Raw genomic sequence first — 17,218 nt, 5'->3', positions numbered from 1 at the left:
GAGTCAAATTGGGGGGACTCTGCTTTTACCGGCTGTAAGTAAAACTACGCCCATTCCGCTTATACAGACATTCCACCAGTTATGCCCCATCGTATCCAGAGCATTCACATGGTTTTCCGGCGACAGCCATTCCTCGTACAAGGGATAAAAGCTATTATGGAGCAATGTAGAGGTTACTTCCTGAATATACTCCTCTGGCATTTGAGCTTTTATATTCTCTAATGCAATCGCAATATGCACGCCTATATCAGCCGTAGTCAGATCCGACTTCCACACCTTGAAGTTTGGCCCCAGATTGGACCAGCTGTCAGCGCTGCATACTGCGGAAATCAATCCTTTCACAATTGGCAGAAGGCTGCTGTCAGGTTCGAGAAGATAAAGAAAAGAGGCGTTGACGCTTAATTCCGACAGCTCTCTTGTCAAGGCAGTACGTTCATAATACGCTTTCTCCTCGTCAGCCGCCCGATGGTTTAATTCCAGAAGAAGCTTATGCTTCTCCTGGACAAATGTATAATCAACGGACAGGATGTCTTTTTTCAGCAGCTCAAAACTATTGGCCGCATAGGGATCCTTACGGATAGCGTCCCGAATCCGCGCGATCGAATGATGATCAAATAACATATTCATCCTCCCTCTTTCGTCCAAAGCCGTTTCCAGGCTTTAATAGCTGATCCTGATCGTTTTGATCTCAAACGGCTTAAAGCTCAGCTGCATATCATTCTTATCCTCCAGCTCCTGAATTTCTTCCTCCAGCATGTTGGTCACTGCGGCCCGCCTGACAGCTTGACCGAAGACCAAAGATGAATTCGTATACGTGCCTTCCGCTTCATACAGTCTGATTACATAGGCTTTATCATTATCTTCGCATGGCTTGATCGCCTCAATGATGATATTGGGCGCGCTGACGCTGATAAACTTTTCAAAGCTGCATTCGCCCGGAATAATAAGCGGCTTGTAATTGAATTCGTAGGCGGGCTTGATTACGGAATCCGCATCAAATCCGCTGTTATGCGGCAGAAAAGCATAGGAGCACATATGCTCCCCCTTGTCTCCGCGGTAATCCGGACGGCAGCCGCCTTTATGCAAGGTCAGGGCAACCTGTGAATGATGGACGGATATGCCGTATTTGCAGTCATTCAAGATACTGACGCCGTATCTGTTTTCCGAGAGATCGGTATATTTGTGGTTGCAAACCTCGAACTTTGCTTTCTCCATATCCGTATTCCGTGTTGTCGGACGCTTGATGTACCCGAATTGCAGCTCCTGTCTCGCAAAATCCGCAAACACATTCGTATCGAATACGGTCTTCAGCAGTCTGTGATCGTCCTGCCAATCCATCAAGGTTTCGAATTTCACCTGCCTGCTGCCGCTGTAAAAAATCATGTCCTGAATCAGGCTTGATTTGGCGGTCAGCTTATAGCGGTTGCGGATTCTGAACTCGACGTGTCCGTCCGATATGACTTCGCTACCCAGAAGAACAGCGCTATCCTTGAACTTAAGCTCAATATCGGCGTCGATGTCCCAGCTGTCCCAGGCTGTGGGCACATCCTCGGCGATAAGCAGCGTATTCAAGGCATAGCCCTGGCCTCTCAGCTCCCTGTTCAGACTCTTGTCGATAATGGACGCCATGTATTTTCGCTCATCGAGAACCACTTTGTATAATGGCGTTTCCAGGACAGTGCCGTCATAGGTAAAGCAGGAGCCTTCAGCGGGATAGCCTTCCACCCGTTCAAGCACTACGGAGGATAGAGCTTCCAGCTTTACGTCCGAAACAGCCAGCTTGCGATGGCCCGAAATATCCGTTACAATTTGCTGTTTGTAGCCTCCTTTTACAACATACCCCTCCACATCATCCAGATAGATGACATCGCTGCGGTCGAAGGATAAGGTGTTGAGGACCGAAATGCTGTTCTCCGCAGCTTTGGCCGGAACGGCCTGTCTGATTAATTCATCGGCGGCTTGAATGATATGCGTTGTTTCCGCGATGCTCCGGTCATGGACCGCCGGAATGGACGTTCCTGGCAATATATCATGAAATTGATTGACAAGAAGCGTCTCTACTAGAGGCTTGATATGCGTATCGATGCATATGGCATCATGATGGACGGCGTTCCGGACGGTGAGATATTCCAGATCATGCAGCCGTATTTCCGACAATCTGTTATTGCGTTTGATCGTATGCTGGTTCGTGAGCGTTCCCCGGTGAAGCTCCAGATAGAGCTCGCCCGCATATACGGAAGGGTTTGTCAGCGACTGCTCCAGCCTTTGCATAAATTCGCCCACGAACATCGTCTCCACCTTCGGACAACCTTCCAGATCGGCCGATCTCCGGGCCATCTCAATCATTTCAAATTGCGGCCCTCCTCCGCCGTCGCCGTAACCGTACGCCAGCAGCCGCATATTCGATACCGTCTTGTCGGTTATCGCGTCTCTGGATTTATGGCCGTCAAATACGGAGTCAATGCAGGTTTCCGGATCCGGCCACAAATGGGTTTTGTTCAAGTGCGTCAACACTCTCGTACCATCCAGTCCCTGCCAGTAAAAGGTATCGTAAGGGAATTTATTCGTATCGTTCCATGCCATTTTGGTCGTAAGGAAATAATCGACCCCGCACCCCTTCATAATTTGCGGAATGGAAGGACTGTATCCGAACGTATCCGGCAGCCAAAAGCAGTTGGACGTGTAGCCAAAATGCTCCCGGGTAAACCGCTGCCCCCACAGAAACTGCCGCAGCATCATTTCCCCGCCTACCAGATTGCCGTCGCACTCAATCCAGACCGCTCCATTCGGTTCATATCTGCCCGCTTTTACCGCAGCTTTTATTTTTTCGAACAACTCGGGATAATGGTCCTTGATCATCTTTCCGTGATAAGCGGAGCTCTGTACAAATTTGTACTCCGGATACTGCTCCATCAAGCTGATTTGATTGGAATAGGTGCGGGTGCATTTTTTGATCGTTTCCTCGATGGTCCAGCGCCATGCCGTATCCATATGGGAATGGCCGATAACGGCCGCTACGGGGGCGAGTGAGGTATTCTTGTATTGATATAAGGTTTTGATTAATTCGCTGGCCTGCCCGACGGCATCATTGAATATTTCCTGCTCGATATTGTCGGGAGAATAATAAAGAATCTCATGGATCTGCGTTAATGTTTTGATGATATTGGCCCTGACAAAGCTGTTCTTGTCCAATGCGCCGGCCATTTGATTGAAGGTTTTCAGATCGAAGTAAAAATCCGCCATTTTATCGTTTTTCACGCAGATTTCCATCGATATGTATTTGTGCATATAGTCGGAGCGCGGTGTTGCGGCCAGGGGCTGGCTCGCAATGGAGAAATGACCCGCATAGGATTCCAATGCAATGTCGATGATTTCTCCGCGCTCTGCATCTGATTTGAGCAGATCGCAGTAGTGATTGCCATGGCTTGCCGTAAATATCCCGAAAGGCGATCCATTGACCCACAGAAGCGATTCATGTCCTCCGACATGCGGTTTAAGAAAGAGGGCTTGATGCTCCAATCCGTCCTTAACCCGGTACTCGCCCTTAAACCAGCAATAGTTCCCCTCGCCGCCCCAGCTCTCGCCTGAATCGGCCCTGCTGAACAGATGGCTTTGCGGTATTTGATGGAGTCTTTCCGGCGTCCGGTACATTTCAACCTCGAAGGTATCCACCTTGGTGAAGATGTAGGGTTCAATCGTGTGCTCAAATCGTTTCAGCTTGCCCAGCATTCGTTCGGTCTGTTTTTCGTTCAGCATATCTATCTCCTCATTTCGTTTACTGATACGGTGAAAAGGACGGGCTCCGCATGCGGAAACGTCTTCCGATACTCGCAAGTGTTACAAGCGGGTTAGCCGCTTGTCACTTGTCGAGGAGCTGTTCGGGGTACAAAGGTCGTAAGTGGATGCTTCCGAAGCAGCTTTCTTGCGAAAGCTTTCAGCTTGCGCTTCTCCAGACTGTTTCCGCCTGCTCCGCCTGTTATTCACCGGTTTGCGAGAAATATAAAGGTAGTATGAGATCGGTAGAAAGCTGATCTCATACTACCTTTTTTTGATTAAAAACGACCTAAAACCTTTAAAACCATGCTGCTCCGCCGGTTAATCACCGGACTTACTTGTTATACAATCTGTTGGCGCTTGAGACCAGTTCATCGCCGATTTGTTTTTTCCAATCCGCAATAAAGCTGTCAAAATCCTCGATTTTCTTCTCGCCCACGATGACGGAGGTGAACATGGTGTTCCATTGGGTCAGATACGTTTGGTTGCGGACATCCAGATTTTCGCCGGCTTCCGACGTAATCGGGCCTTCTACTGTCGGTTTGTCCGTTGTAACCAGATAGTCGACATTCTTCTGGCTGTATAATCCGTTATCGTCAAAGAGCAGCTTCTGTCTGTTTTCTTGAACAAAAGGAGGAAGAACGACCTTGTTCACTTCATCTGTCGCATCGAACCCGCTGTTGAAGGGCCATCCGAAGCCTTCTTTGGCTTTGGCGTCATTGGTTGAAAACTCCTGCTTCGTAACCATAGCGCCGTTAACCGTCGTATAGTGAGTATCCTTCAAGCCATATTTGACAAGCGTATACATCTGCGGATCGCTGAATATTTTATCCCATGCTGTCAGGATGGCATGCAGCTTGTCTCTGTCCTGCTCTAATTTTTTGCTGAAGAAGGTTATATTCGTGAACATCGGTGCATTGGCAACAAGCGCCTTGCTTCCGTCTCCCAGGGTTGGGAATGGCGCCCATTCGAGCTTGGCATTCGGGAAATTGGCCGTTAACTGGGCGCCGATGCTGCCTTCATCGAAAGGCGGGCTTATCTGGAAAGTGGTGTTGTAGTATTGGTAAAAGAGCGCATTTCCCTTTACAAACTCATTCACCGGCGCCGATGTGTTTTGATACATCGTATAATATTCAGGGTTGATGTAACCGGCTTCATACCATTTGTTAAGCTGAATAAGCGCATCTCTCATTCCAGGCATAAATGGCGCATACTGAATCGTGTTATCCTTGTAGACCCACGCGTCGCGCCTTACGCCATATGCGGACAGGAAGTAATACATTGCCTGGCCTTCTCCGCCGTTTTGAACGGTGATCGGGTAATTGTCGGGATATTTCTCCTTATACTTTTTCAACACATTATCCCAATCCGCAATCGTTTTGGGCATACCGACCCCAAGCTCCGCCAATATATCCGAACGGACCGCAACGCCATACGGCAAGGAGTTGCCCAGAGCGCCATTACTGAAGCCTTTAAGCTGCCCGTCCTTGGACCATAAATCCAGGACGTGGTCTTTTTGAGCGCCCGCTCTGCTGACAAATGACGCATAGATATTGGGGGCATACTGCTTGACTTCGTCTTCCGTCAAATTTGCGGCTGTGTTAAAGAGAGCGTCGCTGCTGGATGTATAGCCGCTGTACACATCAGGCATATCGCCCGATGCCACGAAGAGATTGAGCTTGGTATCGTAATCGGCATCGGGAACGGCGGTTATTTTCAGATTGAGACCAAGCTTTTCATTCACCTGCTTCATGACTTCAGAATTTGGATCAGGCTGAATTCTTGTGGTAAATACATTGACGGTGTAATCGTTCTTGGTCTGGCTTGATTGTGTGTCCGCCGCCTGCCCTGCCGGTTCTGCAGCCTGATTCTTGTTATTGTTGGATGACGTGCAACCCGAAATAACAATCGTGCCGGCAATGACCATAGAAAGTGATGCTGAAAGCCATTTGACATTTTTCATCGATGATTTTCCCCTCTTCTTGGATATGATTTATATGTGAATACATTGAAGCCCTATCAACCTTTTACGGCGCCGATCATAATTCCTTTGACAAAATATTTTTGCAGGAAAGGATAAACCATTATGATCGGGAGGGTAGTAACGAGCAGTATGGCCGCTTTTACCGATTCCGCGGTGTAATTTTGCCCGGAGCTGTCTACGATCTCTCCTCCTCTTACACTCGCCATCGCAGCATCCTGGGCATTATTAAGCACATCTCTCAAGAGGATTTGCAATACCTTGATTTCGCCATTCGATATATAAATCATCGCGTCGAACCAGGCATTCCATTGGCCTACCAGGGACCACAAGGTTATGGTTGCGATAATAGGCGTTGACAGCGGCAAAACAATTTTGAAGAAAATGGTAAAATCATTGGCCCCATCCATATAAGCGCTCTCTTCAACCTCAACAGGCAAAGAAGTGAAGAAATTGCGGATGATTACGATGGTATACGCACTGCAAAGCCCGGGAAGTACCAGTGACCATATTGAGTTGAGCATATGCAGCTCTTTCACAAGCAAATAGGTCGGAATCAGTCCGCCTCCAAAAAACATCGTGAAAATAATCAAGCCCATCCACATTTTTCTTCCGAGCAGATATCTTTTCGACAGCGGATAGGCAAGCATGGCCGAAACCACAACCGTAAGAACGGTTCCCAGCACGGTGCGCAGGATGGTCCAGTAATAGGCTTCCAATATGGAGCCCGTTGCAAAAATCTGCGTATAGGAGTCAAAGGTAGGGTTGCTGGTAAACAGGTGAAGGCCGATTTCGCCCGATTCATTGGACGGACTAAGCGAAATCACGATTTGCTGGACGAATGGAAATACAACAGTCAGACATATGAACACCATTAGGGAGATATTAAAGATATCAAATGCTCTTGCCCCTATGCTTTTTTTCATGTGTACACTCCTTTATTCCGTTAAAAGCTAGAAGACCGTATAATTAGAAAGCTTGCCTACGATCCAGTTGGCAGCCAATACAAGTATGAGCGCAATAACGCTTTTCGCTATGCCGACTGCTGTGGAGAAGCTGTATTGCATTTCCACAAGGCCGACCCGGTATACAAATGTATCGATGATATCAGCCGTTGGCATGACCATGGAATTGTAAAGGTTAAAGATCTGATCGAAGCCGCCATCCAGAATCCCGCCGAGTCCAAGGACAAAAAGCATGGCTATGGTAGGCAATATACTGGGGATCGTAATGTATAGACATTGTTTAAACCGTCCTGCGCCATCGATGGTGGCAGATTCATACATATCCGTGTTTATCCCGGCAATGGCGGCTAAATAGATGATGCTGCTGTACCCGATTTCCTTCCATACATTGGAAACCAGCAGGATTTGCAGAAAAGATTTGCTGTCGCCGAGCAGCACTTGAGGCTTCCAGCTAAAGGTATCCGCCAATAATCCATATAAACCGTAGCTTGGCGATACCAGTTGAAATATCAGGCCCGCTACAATGATCCAGGAAAGAAAATGCGGAAGATATGAAATCGTTTGCACAATGCGCTTGAATTTGTTGGAAACCAGTTCATTCAACAGCAGGGCAAAAATGATCGGTGTAGGAAAACCTACGAGAATCTTCAACAGACTAATTTTCACCGTATTTCCCGTGACGGTCCAAAAATATTTCATTTCAAACATCTGGTGGAAATACTTGAAGCCTACCCACGGACTTCCGAATATGCCCACCTGCGGGTCATACTCCTTAAAAGCAAGAAGAATGCCATACATCGGACCGTATCTAAACAGTAAGAAATAAATGAGACCGGGCAGCAGCAGCAAGAATAGAAATCTCTGCTTCATTAAAGTTGGAAGTATGCCTGTTCTTTTTTTAGGATTATGGATATTTAATCCAATTTCCCCATTTACTGCACTCACGCTCATCTCCTGCCTCTCTTGTTTGTTAACATCTTGAGAAAGCGCTTATCCTTCATGCCCCATGAATCTGTCCGCACAGCAATGGAATCGCTTTCGTTCCTTTCCCTTCACTTCATTGCCTGTATTTATTGTAACGCTTTCATATTTTAAAGGAATGATTTTTCTTTACAAAACTTGATGTATTTTTACTCCTTGCGCTACTCCAGACTATTTCACCCTGCTCCGCCCTTCCGCATCCGTCGACAAAATCGGCGTGGGCCGGGTCATGCAAAAATGGCCCGCAAGAGAGCCGCTTTTTGCAAAGCGTCTTCTTGCGGGCCACAATTCGCCTGGATTAGCGTCCGTACCAGTAACCGGGAATCCCTTTGTCGAGCCGCAGCAGCGCTTCAAGGAAGAAATAATCGCCCCAGATCACGAAATCATCGGGCGATGCGCCGCTTCTCACGGAATACGAGCCATGTCTCAGGAAGCCTTGCTCGTCCCTGTCTCCGGCTGTAAAGTAATGATTAATAAGGGAAGTCATGGACTGCTGGACCGACGTCAGAAAGAATTCCCGCTCCGTATCATCGTCCGGCAGGTGCTCGATAAGCTCGAGCAGGCCGCATGCGGTAATCGCGGAAGCCGAGCTGTCCCTTGGAGTGCCAGCGGTCTGAGGAGCGTCGAAATCCCAGTAGGCCACATGGTCCTCGGGCAGATGGGCGATGAAATACCGCGCGAGCCGTTTGGACGCTTCCAGAAACTGCGGCTCCTTGAAATAGCGGTAAGCCAACGCGAAGCCATAAATCCCCCAGGCTTGGCCGCGGGTCCAGGTCGAACCGTCTTTGAAGCCCTGATGTGTTCCACCGCGGATGGAATCGCCTGTCTCCGGATTAAAATAAAACGTATGGTAGGAGGAGTCATCCCCACGTACAAGAAAGCGCCTGCTCTTCTCGGCATGGATATAGGCTGCCTCCGCATATTTCCGGTCTCCCGTCTGTTCGGTGGCCCAGCACAGCAGCGGGAGGTTCATCAAGCAATCGATTATGATCCGGCCGCCGTTCTCCGGATCTCCTACCTGTCCCCATGCCTGGAAAAGCTGCGATTCCGGCCTCCACCGTTTCATAAGAACATCCGCTGCCTGCAGGGCCAGTTCCCTGGCGGATTCATCCTGCTCCACAATCCACTGCGCCTTGGCGGACAGGGAATACAGAAATCCGATATCGTGATGATCCAGATGACTCCCCTGCTCCATTCTTCTTTTGAAGGAAGCAACGCTTTGAACAGCGGCCTCACGGATTGCCTGATCCTGGTTGTATTCATAGCTCAGCCATAAGATTCCCGACCAGAAGCCTTCCGTCCAGCCTGTATTGTTCACTAGCTCATACTTGCCGTCCCCATTGCTTACATGCGGAAATTTGTCCTTGAAACGGTTCATATTGGCGGTTGTTGAAAGGATGGTTTGTTCGATTGCGGTTTTCCAGCTCATGAATGCCTCCTATGTGCTTTTTTGCTTTCAGCACCTATTATAGGATCAGTCTACCGTTGATTTGTTGTGCTATTATATAGGTAAATTGCGAATTTGAAAGGAAACCTGCCTGATGTCCTTCTTGCAGCGGATCGAGTTTGAATTAGGGTCATTCTCCTACAGCTATAAGCAAAAAACGGAAAAATCCCGCTGGTACCATGCCCACCGGGGAATTGAAATGCTGTATATTTACGAAGGCGAAGGCGAGGTTATGCTGGAGGGCAAATATTATCCGCTTGGCAGGGGAACCGTGATCTGGATTCAGCCCTATCAGCTGCATCTTGTCGATGTGCCTTCCAGCTCCAATTCTCTATATGTGCGTACCAATCTGACCTTTGATCCTCATTCGCTGTCCGCTTATCTGGCTCCCTTTCCCGGTCTGCTGCGGTTTTATGAAAGACTGTGGAAGGGCAATTTGCCTAAACAGGTGTTTTCTCTTCAGGAAGGATATCCTCTGACCGGCATTTTGGAAGAAGTGCAGCAGATTCGTCATGCCCCGTCTGCAGAGCATGAAGAAAGCTTTGGTCTTGTCATGCTGAGATTGCTTCGTTTTCTGCAGCAAAACGTATTTGCGGAAAGTCTTTCCGGTGCCGGTGCCCATGCAAGTCCGCGCGCTTTAAGACATGTGGAGAACATAACGGAGTGGGTGGAAAAAAATTATCACCGCCCCTTCCGCCTGGAAGAAATGGCCGATGATCTGTTCCTGTCTCCGTATCATCTGTCGCATTTGTTCAAAGCGTCCACAGGCATTACCCTCTCGGATCATATTACGTTCCGCCGGATCAGGGAGGCTTGCTCGCTTCTGGCAAACACCTCCAAAACGATCCGGGAAGTTGCGTTTGAGGTGGGCGGCCTGAGTTCATCCTACTTCTGCCAGATGTTCAAGAAGAATAAAGGGATCACTCCCGAAAATTACCGGAGAACCATTCACGATTTACAGGTAAAGATGTAAGGATTGACGCTGCATTGCCCTTCTTATCCATCAATAAGCAGGAACAACCCGCCTCTAAATCAGCAGGTTAAGCTGCCTGACATACGGCCTCAGTTCCACAGCCGTTTCAAGAAAGGTTGTATATACATGAACCAGGGTCCGATTGGGAGCTTCCTGCTTAAGCTCCTGCTGCAGCAAACCGATCACTTCCTGCAGCTCCTGGCGGGCATTTTCCGGCTTTTGCAGCTCCTGAATCCTGGCGGCGAAGGCGTTCAGAAAATCGTGAACCGTTTCCTTTTGCGTGTGCGGATCTGCAGGATTGATATGGTTAAAGTAAATATTGATCCCGTTCAGTACAGACTTGGTTTTACTCCGCAACATATCGCTGACAACAGCGTCCATTCGTTCAACGAAGAAAAGAGCCAGCTCTGACATCGGCAGCGCAATCACCTTCTGATGCGCATAGGCAATATACTCCTTCTGCAGTCCTCTAAATATAGCCACGATATCCCAGATATAATCTTCAATACGATCCCCGTAAGCTTCATGAAAACAATCGCGGTGCCAGGTAAGCAGTGCGGCCCGTTTGTTCTTCCAGGCTACAATGAACTTCTCGTTATTGGTAATAGGCAGTTCTCTGAACTCGCTCATGAAAAAGAAGTTTTCAAACGTATATTGGAGCTGGAATTCGATCTTGCGCCGTAATATCTCCTTGGGCGGCACGTCATTATCCTGGAGACGGTCCAATTCCCTGGCTTGTTCAAACATGGTTTGATGACAAGTCTCGAAAACCGCCGTAAATAAATCTTCTTTGGAATCGAAAATTTTATAGATGCTGCCTTTGGCCATGCCGCACGCTTCCGCTATATCTTTCATCGAGGCGGAGAAATAGCCTTTTTCTATAAAAACGGCTTTGGCCGTATGTAAAATTTGTTGTCTCTTCAATTCTTCAAACTCTTCCATAACATTCACCCCTTATTATTCTGACATGCCTCGATGGCAGGGTCAATAAAGGAATTGACACATAAAACTCTATAGTCATATAATGAACTCATGAGTTCTAAGGAACGGAACCGGAGAATATCGCCCGATATGGATGAGGCAATACGCTCAATAAAACAAATTGAAAGTCTTTAAAATCGACACTGACTTCAGGCCTGAAGGAGCCAGAAACAAACGAAAAGAAGTGATCAATCATGAAAGACCAGCACTGGTTTCATATGAAATGGGTGCAAATTCTGTTGTCCGTCGTGCTTGCCGTTATTGGCGGTTTCCTGTTTCAATGGATTCATTGTCCCATTCCCTGGCTTCTCGGCCCCATGATTGTTGTTTTTGCCGGTTCGCGGCTGTTTACAGCCGTAAAGCCCTATTGGCCGGGGCCAATGCGCGATACCGGAATGATTATCGTAGCCTATTTGCTTGGGCTGTCATTCACGCTTGATACGTTCAGGCTAATTGGAAAGCAGCTGCCTTCGATGATCCTGCTTACCGTCCTGCTGTTGATTTGCTCGTATCTGATTGCCTGGCTGGTGGCGAAATTCTCGGGTCTGGATTTTCCAACCATATTGATGGGAAGTATCCCGGGGGGACTGAATCAAATGATCGCCTTGGCTGAGGAGATAAAAGGCGTTGATTTGACGGTTATCACTTTTATGCAAATCTCCAGGATTATTATGATCATATTCTTTGTCCCTTTGCTGATTTTTAGTCCGTTATTCGGAACTTCGCTCCAGCATTCGCCTCCTGGTGCAGAATCTGCCGCAGCTGCGAGCTGGGGAGGACTATTTCCCCACATTTTGGTATATGCCGTGGTGTGTACAGGCTGTGCGCTGCTCTGGAAAAAAATCAAATTTCCAACCGCATTTTTACTGGGGCCGATGTTTGCAACGATTGTCCTGCATCTATCCGGTTTTTCAGGACCTGCCCTTCCCCCATCGCTGGTGAGCATTTCTCAGCTGTTGATCGGCGGATATCTCGGTCTTATCCTGCAGCCCGAGAAATTGAAGAATAAATTTAAAATCATTGTGCTTGCCTTAATGAGCGGAATTGCACTGCTGGTCTGCTCGGTTGTTCTGAGCCTCATATTGACCGGGCTGCATACGATACCGCTGTCGACCAGCTTTTTAAGCCTTTCGCCGGGGGCGATGGATCAGATGGGAATTATTGCGAAAGAGCTGGATGCCGATCTCTCATTCGTAACCTGTTACCAGCTATTCCGGACCTTATTTATTTTTCTGGTCGTGCCGCCGGTGCTAAAGGTTATTTTCAAAGGGATGCTTCGGCGCAGGGCAGCGGAAATGGCGTCCTGACGGATCATCGGCCTTTCGGGAAAAGCATGCTTTTCATAAGTAAAATTCAAAACAGCCCCCCGCTTGTCAGCAAGCTGGGAGCTGTACTTATTGCCATCAATTTGAAGAAATCACCTGCGCCGCAGGCGCTTATCTGTAAGAGCAGGCGGTTCAGCGGCGTAGTTGTCCGACGGATTGAGGTCCGTGCCCGGAGGGACAATCTCATCGATGCGGTCGAGCATCTCCCCGTTTAATTCCAGGTCCGCGCCAGCCAGAAGACTCTCAAGCTGCTCCTGCGTGCGGGGGCCGATGATCACCGAGGTGATTGCCGGATGCGAGAGCACGAACGCCAGTGCAAGATGCGGCAGCGGCAGCCCCGCCTCATTGGCAAGAGCGGTAAGTTTCCGCAGAGCTTCCGCTTTGGCCTGGTTGGCCGGTATCGCCAGATCGTAAAGCGTCGGTCTTCCTGACGCCCGGTGACTCGCCATTTGATCAGCACGCCCGGATAGCCAACCGCCGTTCAGCGGACTGTACGTGAGCACACCCATTCCGTAGCGCTGCGCGGTTGGCAGCACCGCGGCTTCGAGTTTCCGTGTAAAAATGGAATACATCGGCTGCTCCGTTAGAAAGCGTTGGCAGCCGCCGCGTTGTGCCGCCCATTGCGCCTCAACGATCAGCTCGGCAGGGAAGGTGGATGAGCCAATCGCTCTCACTTTTCCGGCCCGGACCAGATCCGTGAGCGCTGACAGCGTCTCGCTGATGTCGGTATTCGGGTCCGGACGGTGGATTTGGTAGAGATCGATATAATCCGTGCCGAGCCGCCTGAGACTGTCTTCTACTTCGCGTTTGATCCACCGGGCCGAACCCCCGCGCTGGTTGAGGTCCTCGCCCATGGGCAGACCGAACTTCGTTGCGAGAACCACGTCATGCCGGCGTCCCTTGAGCGCTTTGCCGACGATCTCCTCCGACTCACCTCTGGAATAGACGTCAGCCGTGTCGATGAAGTTGACTCCTGCGTCCAAAGCCGTATGGATAACGCGCACCGACTCGTCATGATCAGGATTGCCCATTGCTCCGAACATCATCGTTCCAAGCGTGAACTCACTAACCGATATGCCGGTTCCGCCGAGAATTCTATGCTTCATAGGCTTCTCCTCCTTATTTTTACGATCTTGCCGTACATTATTCCCAAGGGAATGCAGGCTCCATCCCTCGTTCTTCTCCCGGCTCCTTGATGATCCGGTTTAGCTTGCTTGCTTTCATTTACGAATGTTATCTGATGGAGTATGCTCCATGTCAAGAATTATTTCCTATCTACTTGTCTATCCGCTCAGATTTCCCGATTGGAAAATAAACCGTATAGATCTCATCCTTGATCTCATAAAGGGGAATAAAGCGAAAATCCCGGTCCTGTCCGGCCGTCCGTGGTGTGCCCGGCCGTACCCGTTCCTCGGTTTTAAGAAATAAAACCAGCCCCTCAAAGGACTGGTTACCACAGCATCTATTGTACCATTTACTTAGTCCGTCACTTAATGACGGAATCGGTACGTTGCTCGCCGGTCTTCATGATTTCCAGCGTTCCGGTTTTTGTTTCCCCGTGATTGTAGCCCGTCTGCGTCAATTTCCCGTCCGCATCTACATAGCCGTATTCCGACCAGCCTTCTGGTCCGAAAATTCGGAAATGGGAATATACGTAATCGCCACTCGGCTTCGGAGCGATACCTTGACCGTCGGTCCATTGCTGATTCATGAAGCTTTGAAACGCATTTTCTTTGGTGCATGCCGTGCAGTTTAGGCGCCCCTGCCAGGTTACCAAGGCGAAATCGTCCTTGATTTCGACCTGCGACACAATATCGTCCTCGAACCTATAGAAACGGAGCGCTTCGCCTTCCGGAAACAGCGTCGTAACGCCGTCCCTATCTCCAACATAGCTGCGCGGCGTGAGCGGATCATGCGTATAATACAGATCGCCGCCAAGGCCATTCGCAATCTTTCGCGCATCCTTAAGGTCACCCTCGAGCAATGTACGTTGATCCTTCGCACTCAATTTCGAGTCAAGGGCGGCGATATGGTCGTGCCAGGTTACTTTATAGCCGAACTGGGCACCAAGAAACCGCAGCGGCACATACGCCCGGTTATTGTACATCTTCATTGGAGCATCAAGCTGCACGGTGCTGTGACTTGTGCCGCCGGACATCTCACGGTCGATAACAGCGACCTGACTGTTCGATTTGAACTGGGCCGTATCGGACCACCTGCGAACCGTCGCCGTACTTGTTTTGGCATCCCACTGCACCGCAGCTCCGAATGCTTCAGCAACCACGCGCAGCGGTATAAGCACCCGTCCCCGGTCGATAATCAACGGCGAATCCGATTGTACCGCCTTTCCCATTACCGTAATTTGAACGCCGGCTGAGGCGGCTTCGGCCTGCGTCGTCATTCCCAGCCACGTCATGAACGGTACGCCCGCAAGTAAGACCGTGGCGAACGCAACAGTAATTCTTTTTCGAACCATCTTCATCACTGTGATTCTCCTTTTAAGTTGTGATTATTGCAACAGCCGTTCACCATGCATTTTAGACGCAGCTAACCAGTTAAAGGTTCCAAAAAACAGCCTTTCTGGAAAGGAGGTTACTCAATTAATCTGCCAGTTGGCTTAACGCTTATCGGCAGTCTAGTAGTTTATTTTCACTGAACAGCGAACAGAAAATCAAGCTCGGAATTTGGCCAAATTCGTTCGTGAGCGCTGCTAAGCTAAAATATAACCGCGTGATTTCTTCCATTTCCATGGAAAAACAGACCGATATCTATTTCAAATCGGTCTGTTTTCCGTTTATTGGTTAAATTAGGGTTCGTCGTTCGGTTGGTCCCCTACCGATATGCCCAAGCAAGCTAAGTTTCTAAATTAGTTTCCTTTTTGCCTAGAAGGTTCAATAGAAATAATTCGCAATTAAAACCTTCACAAATTATGCTCCTGACGGTGAAACCAGTTGTAGGCTAATCTGCCCGATATTTCATGTTCTCCCTCAAAGAGGTCCAGTTCCAGGCGGTCTGCAGCTCCCAATAATTCATACACGCTTTGAAGCTTCCCATACGCTTCCCTGGTGGCTTGAACAGGAAAAATCGGGTCCTGCGTCCCAGCTTCAATCAGCAGCGGTCTGGGGGCGATGAGACTGAGCAGATCAGGCATTTCTGCAGTTAGAGACAATCCCGGGACATAATTGTCGACACAATGATGGATCGATAAAATGCTGTCTTTGAAGGTATTGGTAAATCCGCTTACTACCGCAGCAGAGATTCTGTCATCGATGGCGGCCGCATACGAGCATACGAGACCTCCCCCGGAGATGCCCATGCATCCAATACGCTCCAGATCAACATCTTGACGGGTGAACAGATAATCCACGCATCGCAGCGTCTCAAATACCCGGTAACCCGCCATCGTTTGGCCGACTGCCAGAAGAAAGGTTGATAGCTTATGGCAGGAGTTCGAAGCCTGGGCATCCTCATCCTCCTTTAGTTTACGGTCCCCAAATCCCAGCAGCTCAGGCGCTATGGTGAGAAAACCCTGATTGACGAGCTCGATGGCAAAATCCTTCTGGTATCCTGGATGGCCCGTTTTTTTCGTGCCGTCGGGATTGAGACCCACTATATCCTTGCTGCCATATCCATGCCCGTGACAGGCGATTACCGCTCCAGGTCGGCCATTGCTTTCTTTCGGGATAAGGACATAGATTGGCATAAACAGCTGTGGATAGGTCTGAATTTGAACGCGTTGACGAATATAGGTTCCGCAATCCTCCGATTCCAGCAGCACCGGCGAAAGACTTGGCACCTCTTCGGGGAATCCGCCCAGCAATTGAACCAATCGTTTCCGCAGACGACTCCTCCACTCCTCCCATTCCTGCTGCGAATCCGCGCGAAAGCCTTCAACGGGTTGGATACTGTCATATAATTGCTTCAGATACAAATCCGGGTTCCACATAAAAATCCCTCCTGCATTCTAGTACTCAAATTCATCCTTCGAAACTCATTCGAGATTGATAGACCAATCCCTTCAAGTCAGGAAGCATTTATTTGGGACAGCTGTCCGGAGGAATCAGGGACGAGAGACCGGGATTGAAATCGTTTACAAAATAATGGTGCCGGATCATTCCTTATGTTCTTCGAGGAAGCCATCCGCCCCCAGGCGAATGGGCAATCCTCAGACCCTTACAATACTTCCATTACTCCTCAGTTGGAAGCAATGAACTTTTCGTAGCTCTCCGCGCTCAGAAGTCCGGCTACCATTTCCGTGGCATCACCATCCACCTCAACCTCAATAATCCAGCCTTCGCCGTAAGGATCTTCATTCACTTTTTCCGGTGAGTCCAGCAGACTCTCGTTCACTTTCGTTACCTTACCGTTTACGGGGCTGAATAGATCGGAAACGGTTTTGACCGATTCGATCGTTCCCATTGGCTGATTGGCTTCCAGCAGGGCATCGACCTCGGGCAGCTCCACGAACACGATATCTCCGAGCTGATTTTGCGCGAAGTCCGTTATTCCAATTCGTACCGTGGCTCCATGAGCCTCAGCCCACTCATGCTCCTCCGAATACCGCAGCCCTGCTTTTACATCGCTCATATTTGCACCCTCTTTTTGATTATTTGTCCAAAGCCGTGAGACTGATCCTGCCGGAACCAGGCATCTGACGTAAGTCGTTTTCATGCACATGTTGAAACGGCTTCGCCGTCCTGCTGGCAGCGGCAGCAAGTTTCTTCCCTCAGTAATGGAAGCAAGTGTGGAGGTAGTTTATATTTTCTTAATTTTCAAAAAAAGGACAGAGAA

The 17,218-nt window shown here is 49.1% G+C and carries 13 protein-coding genes; 2 read left to right on the top strand and 11 right to left on the bottom strand.

Annotated elements, in window-relative coordinates:
* Positions 1–3: 3 nt before the first annotated feature.
* The 6 genes from ACFOLF_RS24125 to ACFOLF_RS24100 form a co-directional block, all read right to left on the bottom strand.
* Positions 4–621 carry a hypothetical protein gene (locus tag ACFOLF_RS24125; RefSeq protein WP_379219531.1) on the bottom strand — a complete coding sequence of 206 codons (618 nt, stop codon included), beginning with the start codon at positions 619–621 and terminating at the stop codon, positions 4–6.
* Positions 622–660: 39 nt separating this feature from the next.
* Entirely contained in the window at positions 661–3,756 is a 3,096-nt protein-coding gene (locus ACFOLF_RS24120; protein WP_210044813.1) for an alpha-mannosidase, read from the bottom strand.
* Positions 3,757–4,108: 352 nt separating this feature from the next.
* A complete protein-coding gene (locus ACFOLF_RS24115) occupies positions 4,109–5,737 on the bottom strand; it encodes an extracellular solute-binding protein (RefSeq protein ID WP_210044812.1) in 1,629 nt (542 codons plus the stop codon).
* Positions 5,738–5,793: 56 nt separating this feature from the next.
* Positions 5,794–6,681: a carbohydrate ABC transporter permease gene (locus ACFOLF_RS24110; protein WP_210044811.1), complete on the bottom strand. Its 888-nt coding sequence runs from the start codon at positions 6,679–6,681 to the stop codon at positions 5,794–5,796.
* 27 nt (positions 6,682–6,708) lie between these two features.
* On the bottom strand, positions 6,709–7,476 hold the full coding sequence (locus tag ACFOLF_RS24105) for an ABC transporter permease (protein WP_210044810.1): 768 nt from the start codon (positions 7,474–7,476) through the stop codon (positions 6,709–6,711).
* 523 nt (positions 7,477–7,999) lie between these two features.
* Positions 8,000–9,130 carry a glycoside hydrolase family 88 protein gene (locus ACFOLF_RS24100; protein WP_210044809.1) on the bottom strand — a complete coding sequence of 377 codons (1,131 nt, stop codon included), beginning with the start codon at positions 9,128–9,130 and terminating at the stop codon, positions 8,000–8,002.
* Positions 9,131–9,242: 112 nt separating this feature from the next.
* Here ACFOLF_RS24100 and ACFOLF_RS24095 point away from each other — a divergent pair, with 112 nt between their 5' ends.
* Positions 9,243–10,121, top strand: a complete 879-nt coding sequence (locus ACFOLF_RS24095; protein ID WP_210044808.1) for a helix-turn-helix transcriptional regulator — start codon at positions 9,243–9,245, stop codon at positions 10,119–10,121.
* Positions 10,122–10,175: 54 nt separating this feature from the next.
* Here ACFOLF_RS24095 and ACFOLF_RS24090 read toward each other — a convergent pair whose 3' ends face one another.
* Positions 10,176–11,063 carry a TetR/AcrR family transcriptional regulator gene (locus ACFOLF_RS24090; protein WP_210044807.1) on the bottom strand — a complete coding sequence of 296 codons (888 nt, stop codon included), beginning with the start codon at positions 11,061–11,063 and terminating at the stop codon, positions 10,176–10,178.
* Positions 11,064–11,296: 233 nt separating this feature from the next.
* Between ACFOLF_RS24090 and ACFOLF_RS24085 the strand changes: the two genes are divergently transcribed.
* Positions 11,297–12,409: an AbrB family transcriptional regulator gene (locus ACFOLF_RS24085; protein ID WP_379114307.1), complete on the top strand. Its 1,113-nt coding sequence runs from the start codon at positions 11,297–11,299 to the stop codon at positions 12,407–12,409.
* A gap of 110 nt (positions 12,410–12,519) precedes the next feature.
* Here the strand turns inward: ACFOLF_RS24085 and ACFOLF_RS24080 are convergent, their stop codons facing one another.
* The 4 genes from ACFOLF_RS24080 to gcvH form a co-directional block, all read right to left on the bottom strand.
* Positions 12,520–13,533, bottom strand: a complete 1,014-nt coding sequence (locus ACFOLF_RS24080; RefSeq protein WP_210044806.1) for an aldo/keto reductase — start codon at positions 13,531–13,533, stop codon at positions 12,520–12,522.
* A gap of 380 nt (positions 13,534–13,913) precedes the next feature.
* Positions 13,914–14,909: a copper amine oxidase N-terminal domain-containing protein gene (locus tag ACFOLF_RS24075; RefSeq protein ID WP_210044805.1), complete on the bottom strand. Its 996-nt coding sequence runs from the start codon at positions 14,907–14,909 to the stop codon at positions 13,914–13,916.
* A gap of 438 nt (positions 14,910–15,347) precedes the next feature.
* Complete coding sequence (locus tag ACFOLF_RS24070; RefSeq protein WP_210044804.1) at positions 15,348–16,373, bottom strand: dienelactone hydrolase family protein; 1,026 nt, start codon at positions 16,371–16,373, stop codon at positions 15,348–15,350.
* 248 nt (positions 16,374–16,621) lie between these two features.
* Positions 16,622–17,014: a glycine cleavage system protein GcvH gene (gene gcvH / locus ACFOLF_RS24065; RefSeq protein WP_210044803.1), complete on the bottom strand. Its 393-nt coding sequence runs from the start codon at positions 17,012–17,014 to the stop codon at positions 16,622–16,624.
* Between the last annotated feature and the right edge of the window lie 204 nt (positions 17,015–17,218).

Source organism: Paenibacillus sepulcri (assembly GCF_042647105.1).
Lineage (GTDB): Bacteria > Bacillota > Bacilli > Paenibacillales > Paenibacillaceae > Paenibacillus_Z > Paenibacillus_Z sepulcri.
This window is presented reverse-complemented; position numbering and strand designations above follow the sequence as displayed.